This window comes from Cupriavidus neocaledonicus, from assembly GCF_000372525.1.
GTDB classification, from domain to species: Bacteria; Pseudomonadota; Gammaproteobacteria; order Burkholderiales; family Burkholderiaceae; genus Cupriavidus; species Cupriavidus neocaledonicus.
On record NZ_AQUR01000073.1, the window covers coordinates 52,319 to 63,792 of the forward strand.

Here is an 11,474-nt window from a genome sequence, read left to right on the forward strand (position 1 = left end):
TTGCCGTCATGGTTTACCATGGTGTGCATCAGGCACTGCCCGGCCATGCCTTTTTGTGGCGAGTGGTCAACCGGTGATCACATCAGGCAGCCGCCGCCTTACCTGCGATGCCACATTCCACCAGCGATCTTGCCACCCGTCCGATACTCGAGACCCCGCCAGCGGCCAGCGACCGTTCGTACCTGAGCCTGGCCAGCCAGGTTCAGGCGTTGATCGCATCGGGCGAGTTCTCCGCCAATATGCGCCTGCCGTCCGAACGCACGCTGGCCGAGCGCTTCAGCGTCAGCCGTACCCTGGTGCGCGAGGCCATCATCGCGCTGGAGGTGCAGGGGCTGGTCGAAGTGCGCGGCGGCTCCGGGATCTACGTCTGCGCAGAAGCGCCCGCGCCCGGTCGCGAACCGTTCGGGATGCCCTGGCGGCCGGGGCCGATAGAATCGCTGCGCGCCCGGGCGCTGATTGAATCGGAAATCGCCGGCCTGGCGGCCAGCGAGCGCAAGGACGGCGACCTTGACCGTATGTTCGCGGCCCTGAGCCTGATGCGCGAGCACATGGACGACAAGCAGGCCAACGAGGCGGCGGACCGGCAGTTCCACCTGTGCCTGGCCGAATCGACCGGCAACCGGGTCCTGCTGCATATGGTCACCGCATTGTGGGACAGCGGGCGCAGCGATCCGCTATGGGGCAAGATCGAGGAACATTTCCATACCACGGGACTGCGGCAGGCATCGCAGGAAGACCATCAGCGGATCTTCGCGGCGGTGATGGCGCGCGACGCGACAGCGGCGCGAGCAGCAATGCGTAACCACCTGGAGAGGGTGATCAGCGAGTTTACGCAGGCGTGGCGTTGAGGAATAGCCCGGCCAGTTCGGAATGGGTTGCGCCGGACCGCTCGAAGTCCACGGACGAGCGAATCTGGCGCCATACAGCTTCTTTGGCGCCTTCGCTTGATGCGGGCGATCGCCCGGTCATCGATGCCGACGACCCGCGGTTTTGGTTTGCGTTGGCGCTCCGGTACTCTGCGCAATTCTCGCAGCACGGTGTCAGCACTGGTGCGCAAGCCCAAGGCGTCGGCAAGCCGGGCTGCTGCTTCACCACCGAGTCAACGTAGACCAATTCGGCCGGGAATCAAGGCCTTGACTCGGCCGTCACACAAAGTGCGGCAGACTTACTGCAGTCCACGCCTGGGAGCAGGCAAGGGAGCTGTTCGTGCTCTCAAGAGCGCCGGGCAAAGCAGATGCTGACGTCGCGCCAAGCAAGGTCATGCTGCGCACCAGTTCGGCTGCAAGCAATCCGATCACAGCCTCGGCGCCCTCGGCGCCGTTGGCCGCCAGGCCGTAGAGTGCTGGACGACCGACGAATGCCGCCGTCGCGCCGAGCGCCAAAGCTTTGGCAATGTCGCCGCCGCGCCGGATGCCTCCATCCATGAAAACCGGGATCCGACCGTTGATTGCCGCGACCACGCGAGGCAATGCCGAAATGGCTGAAGGTGAAGCGTCGTTCTGACGCCCGCCGTGATTGGAAACGATCAATCCGTCGACGCCGTGGTCAAGCGCCAGTCGTGCATCGTCCGGGTGAAGAATGCCTTTCAGCAACAGTGGGCCCTGCCACAGCCCCCGCAACCACGCGAGCGTTTCCCAAACGAGTGAGCGATCCATCGCTCTTGAGAGGAGCGCAGCCTGCATGTTCGCCGAGCCAGCTTTGCCGCCCGTCGCCGTCAAGTTGGCAAATTCCGGCGCACCACCCGGCAACATGCGCATCGACCAACGCGGGTGCGTGATCACATCCCAGGCCAGCTTTGCGGTCGGTTTGAAAGGTATGCGGAATCCGTTTCGCAAGTCCGCTTCCCGATTGCCACTGACCGGGACATCGACCGTCAAGATCAACGCTTCATACTTCGCGCGCGCCGCGCGCTCCACGATCTGTCCCGCCATGTCACGATGCATCACGTAGAGCTGCATCCATTGCACGCTCTCGGGAGCTGCGGCACGCACGTCTTCCAGACGCATGTTGGACGCAGTCGAGAGCGCGAAGGGAATTCCGCGGCGCGAAGCAGCGGTGGCAAGCAGACCGTCGCCGCGTGGCCGAACCAGGCCATTCAAGCCGGTCGGGGCAATGCCGAATGGCAGCGCCCACCTGCGGCCGAACACCTCGATCGAAGTGTCGACCGCCGTGGTGTCGCGTAACACGCGTGGCGTGAGCGCCATGGCCGCCAGATCGCCCAGGTTGCGGCGAAGACAATGGCCGTCGTCGGCGGCTCCTTCGATGTAGTCGAAGACGAAGCGCGGAAGGTGCTTTCGCGCCCGGCAGCGGAAGTCCTCTGTATTGAGCAACATTGCTTTCTCGGAAGTTCAGCCGGTGACCGCCGCGACGGAACGCTGCTTCAGCGCGACCGCGTGCCTTGGGATGTGGCGCCTGACAACAAGAAGCGCAACCATCGCGAAGACCATCGCGGTGCCAAGTAGCGCGAGATAAGCCATCGCACCGCCGGCCGTGATGACCGCTGCCCCTGAGAAAGCACTGAGGATCGCACCGAGTCGTCCGAAGGCCAGCGCGGACGCGGTGCCGGTCGCTCTGACGCTGGTGGGGTACATGAACGCGCACAGCGCGTACATGGTGGACTGCACTGCATTGACGAACATGCCATGTACACCGAAGCCGAAGATCAACAGATTCGTGTCCTGCCCGACATTCAGGGTCTGCATCGCGAATGCACTGGCGGCTGCGCCGGCGCAGCACAGCACCAAGGGCCAACGTGACCCGAATCGCGTTATTGCAACAGCGCAGACCAATGCGCCAATTACGCCCCCCAGGTTGTAGGCGGTCAACCCCGACCCGGCGACGGCCATTGACAATCCTTCGGACGCCAGCATCGTCGGCAGCCAGCTGAAGGCGCTGTAGACGGCGGTAAGACACAGGAAGAACGCAGCCCAGGTTGCCAGCGTGTCGCGCGCCAGACCGTTTGAGAACAGCGCGCCAATTCCGGCCCCCATTCCGGCCCCCATTCCGGCCCCCTTTGCTACGACCTGTTCCGCGGCGTCGGTGTACGTTGCATTGGCAGCCATCGGATGGCCCATACGCCCCAGCAGCTTGCGCAGTTCGTCCCAGCGTGCCGGATGGCGTGCCAGGAATCGAGGCGTCTCTGGCAACGTGAACAGAAGCATGGCAGCCAGCACAATCGGAAACGTTCCACCGATAAAGAACAGGGCGCGCCAGCCGAATCTCGGCAGGATTTCACCGGCAAAGAGGCCGGCCAGCATGCCGCCGAGCGGTACGCAGACGATCGTGGCCGTAACGGCGAGCGTCCTGCGGCGCGCCGGCGTGAACTCGGCCGTGACTGTGGTCGAACTCGGCAGTGCGCCGCCAATGCCCAGGCCAGCGACAAACCGAAGCGCGGCCACGGTCAGGACGTCGGGCGCAAGGCCGATGGCGCAGGTCGCAGTGCCGAAGACAAAGACGCTCGAAATGACCGCCATCCGGCGGCCGAAGCGGTCCGCGAACAGGCCTGCGCAGGCGCTGCCGATTCCCATGCCAATGAGGCCAGCGGCGACCGCCGGGGCGAAGGCGCTGCGCGTGATGTTCCACTCCTTGATCATCAATGGAATCGCGAAGCCGATGAGTTGGCCGTCAAAGCCATCCATCACAATGGACAGGGCCGCCAGGAAGACCACGAACTTCTGCATGGTCGTATAGGCGCCATCGTCGAGCAGGCGACCGATGTCGGCATTGCCCTTGAAGGGAATCGCCTGGGGGCTCATGCGCGTACTCCCTGGTTGCAGTTCGTGGGCAGCATGCGCTGGCATTGGCCGCGCGATGGAAAAGCTTGCGAGCCAACGGCCGACGGGGTTCGATCGATCATGACTTGTCTCCTGATTGAGCGCTCTGGCTTCGCGCGCCCTGGTAGTAGCGGCAGCGGTTCCAACATATACGCCTGCCGGAACATTGCCTTATTGGGAAATCGGCATTCCTCACCACATAGCTTTCGGACAGCCTTTGCCTCTTTGCGGGCGGTCTGACGGATTGAGTCTCAGTCGTGCCTTTCTCAGAAGGGGTAGTGACGCGGGGTCGTTTGAACGGTCACCCACCGCAGATCGGTGAAGGCCTCGACACCGGCTTTCCCGCCGAAATGGCCAATGCCACTCCCTTTGACGCCGCCAAATGGCATCTGCGCTTCGTCGTGCACCGTGGGTCCGTTCACGTGGCAGATGCCGGACTCGATGCGTCCCGCTACCTGGATGGCGCGGGCCACATCACGGCCGAAGACCGCGGCTGCGAGGCCGTATTCGTTATCGTTGGCGCAAGCGATCGCCTCTTCGACGCCACTGACCCGCACGATGCCCTTCACGGGGCCGAAGGCCTCCTCGCGGAAGATGCGCATGTCCGGCGTTACGTGGTCGAGCAGGGTCGCGGGCATCAGCGTGTCGTTCGCCGTGCCACCGGCTACGAGCTTCGCGCCTTTCAACAGCGCATCATCGATCAGTTCGTTGCAGCGCCTTGCCGTGCTCATGTCCACGACTGAGCCGAGGACCACCGGGCCAAGGCGGGGGTCCCCGAGAGGAAGACTCGATGCACGTGCGCTCAGCCTGGCAACGAAATCATCGGCGATGGCTGAATCGACGATGATCCGCTCGGTCGACATGCAAATCTGTCCCGAATTGGCGAACGCACCGAACACGGCCGCGTTGACGGCGGCGTCGACATCGGCGTCGTCGAGGACGACCAGCGGCGCCTTGCCGCCGAGTTCGAGAACCACGGGCTTCAGGTACTTCGCGCAGGTCGCGGCAATGAGCTTGCCCACGTGGGTGGACCCCGTGAAGTTGATTCGTCGCACAGCCGGGTGCGAAACCATGGCTTCGACTACAGCAGCCGCGTCGGCCGGCGCATTGGTGACAAAGTTCACCACGCCCTTGGGCAGCCCGGCCTCTTGCAGCGCCTCGATGATGAGGCCGTGTGTCGCCGGACAGATCTCGCTGCCCTTGAGCACCACCGTATTGCCACAAGCCAGTGGCGTCGCGATGGCCCGTACCGCCAGGATCACGGGCGCGTTCCAGGGCGCGATGCCCAGGACAACCCCCGCAGGCTGTCGCACACCCATGGCGAGGTTGCCGGGCACGTCGGAAGGAATGATCTCGCCACCGATCTGTGTGGTCAGCGATGCGGCCTCTAAGAGCATACCGGCCGCAAGGTGAACGTTAAAGCCTGCCCAGATCGCCGACGCGCCGGTCTCGGACGCGATGGCTGCCGTGAATGCCTCGGCTTTCGCTTCGAGCGCTTGTGCGGCCTTCGTCAACATCGTTCTGCGCTCGGTTGGGCCGGTGCGTGACCATGTCTTGAAGGCCGCGGCGGCAGCGTCGACCGCCGCGACCGCGTCTTCCTCGGTCGCCGCGGGCGCCACCGACGCAACGCTGCCGTCGAGCGGATTGCGCCGCTCGAAGGTGGCGCCATTGCGGGCCTGGACTTGCTCGCCGTTGATCCACATCGAAATCTTCATTGGTTTGTCTCCGGAACGGTCTTGAATGGAAGCAGGAGCGGTCGGTTTGCTCAACCGACCTGAACCTCCACGACGTTTGGCGCCTTGCCGGCCAGGGCAAGCTCAAGAGCCGCCCGCAGATCGCCGGGATCGCTGACGCGTGTGGCAGCGCATCCCATGCCCTTTGCCAGCGACACGAAATCGATGTCGGGCAGTTCCGTTCCCTGAACGACATCGGCTGCAGAGAACCCGAACACGGGCGCGAACTCCTGCAGCGCAGCGTACCGACGGTTGTTCAGGATCACGAAAGTGATCGGCAGCTTGAGTTGCGCCGCGGTCCACAGCGCCTGTATCGAGTACATGCTGGAACCGTCGCCCATCAGGCAGACGACGCGGCTGCCCGGTTTCCCGAGCGCTACGCCCACCGCTGCCGGCATGCCGTAGCCGAGACCGCCGCTGTCCATCGTGAAGAAGGTTTCGCTGCGGGTGATTGGCAGATAGGCTTGCATCACCGGGCGCGCGCTCGGTGCTTCCTCGACCACGATGTCTTCGGGCGCTTTCACCTCCGCTAACGTCTGCAGGACATAGGCAACTGACATCAACGGCGAAGCCTCTGCCCGTGGCGACTTGATCCTGGCCGGCGGCACGGCCCGAACCTGCGGCACCGGGCGGGCGAGCAGATCCAGTACTCCCAGGCGGATGCTGCCGACCGCCGACATTCCGACCGGCGTCCAGGCCGCGGTATCCGGGTCCTCGGTGAGCTGGCACAACGTAGCACCGCTGGGGATGTGTGGTCCCGCGCCTTCGACGTGATACGTGAACGCGGGCGCGCCAATGGCCAGGATCAGGTCATGGTCACCGAGCAGTTTGACGATGCGCTCGCGCATTGCGGGCAGGAAGCCGGCGAACAACCGATGATCTTCGGGGAAACTGCACCGGCCTGACATCGGCGCCGCCCACACGCGGGCGTTGTGCGCCTCTGCCAGCGCAACGACCTCGTTCCACGCGTTGTCCCGATCGATCGCGGCACCGACGACCATCGCCGGTCGATGACTTGCATCCAGCGCGTCGCCGATTTTTGCCAGAACGGCAGGCTGCGGGCGAAGCTCCGTACTCACAACCCGTGCCGGCACCAACTCTGCTGGCTGGTCCCAGTCGTCTACCGGCACCGACACGAGCACGGGGCCACGAGGCGGCATCATCGCGATGTAGTACGCCCGCGCGATGGCTTGCGGCACGTCCTGAGCGCGCGCTGGCTCGATGCTCCATTTCACATAGGGCTTGGGGAGTTCAGTGGCTTGGGTGGATGACAGGAATGGTTCGAAAGGGAGGATCGAACGCGCCTGCTGGCCTGCCGTGATCACCATCGGCGTGCGATTCTTGTGAGCGGTAAAGATGTTGCCCATCGCATTGCCCACGCCTGCTGCCGAATGCAGGTTCACGAAGGACGCGTTTCGCGTTGCCTGGGCGTAGCCATCCGCCATGCCGACCACGGTAGCCTCCTGCAGACCCAGCACGTAGCGGAAGTCGCCGGGGAAATCGCGGAACATCGGGAGCTCAGTCGAACCCGGGTTCGCGAACACGGATGTCATGCCGAAACGACGCATGAGGTCGACAACGGCCGCGCGCACGGTGACGGTGCCGGGTTGGCTGGCTGCTTCGACGACGGCGAGGGGTACGGGTCCGGTCATTTCGCGCTTTCCTTCCGTTGTGCGCCGGGCGAGTCGCAGCGCTTATCTCGATGGCGCAAGTGTGAAAGTTCGCCACCCCCGTGAAAATTGCTTTTTCGAGAGAAAGTCATTACCGTTCGGCATGACTTTCGATCTTCAATATCTTGTCGCCTTCAACGCCATCGTTTCGTCCGGAAGCCTTGGTCGCGCGGCTGATGCCTTGAACGTGACGCAACCCGCGCTGAGCCGCACGATTCGCCGGCTCGAGGAGCAGGTTGGCGCACCTCTGTTCGAGCGTCACTCGAAGGGTATGCAGTTGACGGATGTGGGCAAAGCGTTGCAGCCCCACGCGCTCCTTTTGCAACGCGAGTCCGAGCATGCGAATGAGCACATCAAGGCGATGCTGGGCCTGGCTAAAGGAACGATTCGCGTCGGCGCGGTCGGCAGCATCGCCTGCCTGGTGCTTCCATTGGCAATCGGCAGCACTTGCAAGAAGTGGCCAAATCTTCAGGTCCAGATCATCGAAGGAGTCTGGGATCGCCTTGCTGACGCGCTTGTCTCGCACGAAATCGATCTGGCGCTGGGGGTCGAGGTCGAAGACACCGACGAGATCGTCGCTATCAAGGATTGCCGTTGGGAGGACACCAGCTACGTGGTTGCTGGTCGGCGCCATCCCTTGCGAAAAAAACCAGATCTGGAGCTCGCTGATACGCTGCAAGAGCGTTGGGCCATGCTTCCGAAAGGCACCGCGCCTTTCGAGCACATGAAGAAAGTCTTTTCGCGACAGAACCTGGCCTTGCCCAATGTCGTCGTCGAAACACGTTCGGTCACTGCGCTCAAGAGCCTGATTGGCCGTTCAGGTTTCCTCGGCTGGATGCCCGAGCCCATGTACGACGCCGAGCGCAAGGCGGGGCTCATCGACGCGCTGGAGATACCAGGCGCCAGCGACAAGAGAGTTCTGACTGCGTTCCGTCGAAGGGCCGGCATGCTGCCCGGTCCTTCGATCAAGCTACTCGAGGAACTGCGCGCGCTAACGGCGCAACTCTCATGATTGTCTTGACGCTGGGTCAGCGGATCTTCGGCACCGTGGTGGTTCGTGCGGCACGACTGTGAAAGACTGCATTCTGGCCTCACGCCTGCCGTGACTTCCCGGACAACCCATCGGTCGAGGCGGTACCCGTTGAACTGCATTTGCGCACTGCCCGCCGGGGATTGATCGACTGTCTGAAGCGGCTGCAGGCCAATGGAGTGGCCCACACCACATCTCATGCGCGGTTAAATGGCATGCAGCCGCAGCAGGGCACCGCTGACCACAGCGGTGAGCTCGCTCGTTCACGAAGGGCAACCTGGCTGCTGAAGAAGAGGGTGGCCCGCTCAGCGATCTCCACCATGCATGTTGCAGTTTGCGCGGCAGCTCAAGCCTCGACCATTCCCAGGAACTGCTGCAGTTCGTGCGTCTGTGGCCGGCCGAACACTTCGTTGGGCGCGCCGGTTTCGTGGACCTTGCCCTGATGCATGAAGACGACGCGGTCGCACACCTCGCGCGCAAAGCGCATTTCGTGCGTCACCATCAGCAGGGTCATGCCATCGGCCGCGAGACTGCGCACAACTTGCAGTACCTCGTTGACAAGTTCCGGATCCAGCGCGGAGGTGATTTCGTCGCATAGCAGCGCGGTTGGCTGCATGGCAAGCGCGCGGGCGATGGCGACACGTTGCTGCTGGCCGCCAGACAGTTGGTCCGGATACGCATCGAACTTGGCCGAAAGCCCGACCCGTGCCAGGTTCAGTTCGGCCAGCTCGCGGGCCTCGGCCTGCGACGCGCCCTTGACGATCATCGGCGACAGCATCACGTTGCGCCCGGCGCTCAGGTGCGGAAACAGATTGAACTGCTGGAAAATCATGCCTACCTTCAGCCGCAGCGCGCGCAATTGCAGTTCGCTGTCGGCCAGGTGCGCACCGGCCACGGTGATGGCGCCCGCATCGATGCTTTCCAGCCCGTTGATGCAACGTAGCAGCGTGCTCTTGCCCGAGCCACTCTTGCCGATAATGGCGATGACTTCGCCGGGTTCGACTGAGAGCGAAACGCCCTTCAGCACCTCGTTGCTGCCAAACGACTTGCGAACCTGATCAATGGCGATAAGCGGCATGGAATTTCCTCTCCAGCATCTTGCTGTATTGCGAAAGCGGCCAGCACAGCGCGAAATACATCAGCGCCACGGCGGCATATACGGTAAAGGGTTGGAAGGTGGCGTTCACAATCATCGTGCCCGCCTTGGACAGCTCGGTGAAGCCGATGACCGACGCCAGCGCCGTGCCCTTGATGACCTGGACACCGAAGCCAACGGTCGGTGCCACGGCAATCCGCAAGGCCTGCGGCAGGATCACGTGACGCATCTGCTGCACGTAGTTCATCGCCAGGCTGCCTGAGGCTTCCCACTGGCCGCGCGGTATGGCTTCCACGCAGCCGCGCCAGATCTCGGCCAGGAAGGCCGATGTCCACAGCGTTAGCGCAAGCCCGGCGGCCAGCCACGCTGGCACCTCGATGCCGAACAGTGCAAGTCCGAAGAATGCGAGGAACAGCTGCATCAGGAGCGGCGTACCCTGGAAAAGCTCGATGTACGCCTGCGCCAGGCGTCTTGCTGCCGGGCGCTTGCCGGTACGCATCAACAGCACCAGGAGGCCAACGACGCCACCGCCCACAAACGCAACCAATGACAGCAGCACCGTCCAGCGTGCTGCCAACAGCAGGTTGCGGACGATATCCCACAACGTGAACTCGATCATGCCGCCCTCCGCGCAAAAAGCTGCCGGCCAATGCCGCGCAGCAATTGCCGCAGCAGCAGGGCCAGAAGAAGATAGATCGCTGTGCTCACCAGATAGACCTCAAAGGCGCGGAAGTTTCGCCCCTGGATGAAATTGGCCGCATACGTCAGGTCTTGCGCCGCGATCTGCGAACAGACAGCGGATCCGAGCATCACGATCACAATCTGGCTCGACAGCGCTGGCCAGATCTTCTGCAATGCCGGGCGCAGCACGACGTGCCGGAACACCTGGAACGGTGACATGGCCAGGCTCGCACCGGCTTCGAACTGCCCGCGCGGGGTGGCAGCCAGACCGGCGCGCACGATCTCGGTACCGTAGGCGCCCAGGTTGATCACCATGGCCAGCGATGCCGCCACCATTTCGGGCAGGTGCACGCCAAGGCTGGGCAGCCCGAAGAAGATGAAGAACAGCTGGATCAGGAACGGCGTGTTCCGGATCAGCTCCACATAGGTGCTGACCACGGGGCGAAGCCAGGCGGGTCCCTGGGTCTTGGCCCAGGCACCCGCCANCGCCACGGCCACGCCAAGCACACCGCCCGTCAGCGTGAGCTGCGCCGTGACCGCGATGCCCTTGAGCAGCACGTCGGTGTAATCCAGCACCGACACGAAATCGAACGCGTAAGCCATGGTTCTGTCTCGGCGGTGCGTATCAGAGCTGCGCCGGTAGAGGACGCAGCAGCCACTTGATCGACAGCGTGTTCAGCGAGCCGTCCTTTTTGGCTTCGGCCAGGATGGCGTTGACCTTGTCCTGCAGCGCCTTCTCACCCTTGTTCAGGCCGATGAAGCAGGGCGAATTCTTGATCAGGAACTTGGTCTCGGGCGCCTTGGGCGGATGCTTGGCGATCAGCGTCGAGGCCACTACGTTGCCGGTGGCAATCAGTTGCACCTGCCCCGACAGAAAGGCCGAGATCGTGGCGTTGTTGTCTTCATAGCGCTTGATGTTCGCGCTGGCCGGAGCGATCTTGCTCAGTTCCAGGTCTTCCACGGCACCACGCGTGACGCCAACAGTCTTGCCTGCCAGATCGGCCGCGCTTTTTACGGCAAGATCCGCCGGCCCGAACACGCCATTGAAGAAGGGCGCATAGGCGTCGGAGAAATCGATCACCTTTTCGCGCTCGGGATTCTTGCCCATGCTCGAAATCACCAGGTCTACCTTGCGCGTCTGCAGATACGGCACACGGTTGGTGCTGGTCACCGGCACCAACTGCAGCTTTACCCCCATCTTCTTGGCCATCAGCGCGGCCACGTCGATATCGAGACCCTGCGGAGCCATATCGGCGCCCACCGAGCCGAACGGCGGGAAATCCTGTGGCACGGCCACGCGCAGTACGCCGGCCTTGGTGATATCGGCGAGCGTATCNGCCTGCGCCGGCAGCACGGCCGCGCAAAGACCGGCCAGCAATGCACACATCAGGCCGCGGCGGGACAATCTGGATTGGGACAGGGCTTGGAACATCGCGTGTTTCCTCAGGTTGGGGATGGAAATGGGTTGTCCGCGGAATTCTCCGCGGCGGG

The 11,474-nt window shown here is 63.4% G+C and carries 10 protein-coding genes; 2 read left to right on the forward strand and 8 right to left on the reverse strand.

Features of this window, described 5'->3' with window-relative positions; all coding sequences use genetic code 11:
- Positions 1-107: 107 nt before the first annotated feature.
- On the forward strand, positions 108-848 hold the full coding sequence (locus tag A3AG_RS0104360) for a FadR/GntR family transcriptional regulator (protein WP_020384434.1): 741 nt from the start codon (positions 108-110) through the stop codon (positions 846-848).
- Between the two features lie 297 nt (positions 849-1,145).
- Here the strand turns inward: A3AG_RS0104360 and A3AG_RS0104365 are convergent, their stop codons facing one another.
- From A3AG_RS0104365 to mdlC, 4 genes are all read right to left on the reverse strand, one after another.
- Positions 1,146-2,333: an alpha-hydroxy acid oxidase gene (locus tag A3AG_RS0104365; RefSeq protein WP_018004248.1), complete on the reverse strand. Its 1,188-nt coding sequence runs from the start codon at positions 2,331-2,333 to the stop codon at positions 1,146-1,148.
- Positions 2,334-2,348: 15 nt separating this feature from the next.
- Entirely contained in the window at positions 2,349-3,755 is a 1,407-nt protein-coding gene (locus A3AG_RS31340) for an MFS transporter (protein WP_018004249.1), read from the reverse strand.
- Between the two features lie 284 nt (positions 3,756-4,039).
- Positions 4,040-5,488: an aldehyde dehydrogenase gene (locus tag A3AG_RS0104375; protein ID WP_018004250.1), complete on the reverse strand. Its 1,449-nt coding sequence runs from the start codon at positions 5,486-5,488 to the stop codon at positions 4,040-4,042.
- A gap of 50 nt (positions 5,489-5,538) precedes the next feature.
- Entirely contained in the window at positions 5,539-7,158 is a 1,620-nt protein-coding gene (gene mdlC / locus A3AG_RS0104380) for a benzoylformate decarboxylase (RefSeq protein ID WP_018004251.1), read from the reverse strand.
- Positions 7,159-7,279: 121 nt separating this feature from the next.
- On the opposite strand from mdlC, the gene A3AG_RS0104385 reads away from it, so the two are divergent.
- Complete coding sequence (locus A3AG_RS0104385) at positions 7,280-8,188, forward strand: LysR family transcriptional regulator (RefSeq protein WP_026163934.1); 909 nt, start codon at positions 7,280-7,282, stop codon at positions 8,186-8,188.
- A gap of 364 nt (positions 8,189-8,552) precedes the next feature.
- On the opposite strand, the gene A3AG_RS0104390 is transcribed toward A3AG_RS0104385, so the two are convergent.
- From A3AG_RS0104390 to A3AG_RS0104405, 4 genes are all read right to left on the reverse strand, one after another.
- Positions 8,553-9,284, reverse strand: a complete 732-nt coding sequence (locus A3AG_RS0104390) for an amino acid ABC transporter ATP-binding protein (RefSeq protein ID WP_018004253.1) — start codon at positions 9,282-9,284, stop codon at positions 8,553-8,555.
- The gene (locus tag A3AG_RS0104395; RefSeq protein ID WP_018004254.1) at positions 9,265-9,921 is read right to left on the reverse strand and encodes an amino acid ABC transporter permease; all 657 of its coding nucleotides are present in this window, start codon (positions 9,919-9,921) and stop codon (positions 9,265-9,267) included. Before A3AG_RS0104395 ends, A3AG_RS0104390 begins: the two co-directional genes overlap by 20 nt.
- Positions 9,918-10,586, reverse strand: a complete 669-nt coding sequence (locus tag A3AG_RS0104400) for an amino acid ABC transporter permease (RefSeq protein ID WP_018004255.1) — start codon at positions 10,584-10,586, stop codon at positions 9,918-9,920. Before A3AG_RS0104400 ends, A3AG_RS0104395 begins: the two co-directional genes overlap by 4 nt.
- 22 nt (positions 10,587-10,608) lie before the next feature.
- Positions 10,609-11,415 (reverse strand): transporter substrate-binding domain-containing protein, encoded by an 807-nt coding sequence (locus tag A3AG_RS0104405; RefSeq protein WP_081610683.1) that lies wholly within the window; start codon positions 11,413-11,415, stop codon positions 10,609-10,611.
- Between the last annotated feature and the right edge of the window lie 59 nt (positions 11,416-11,474).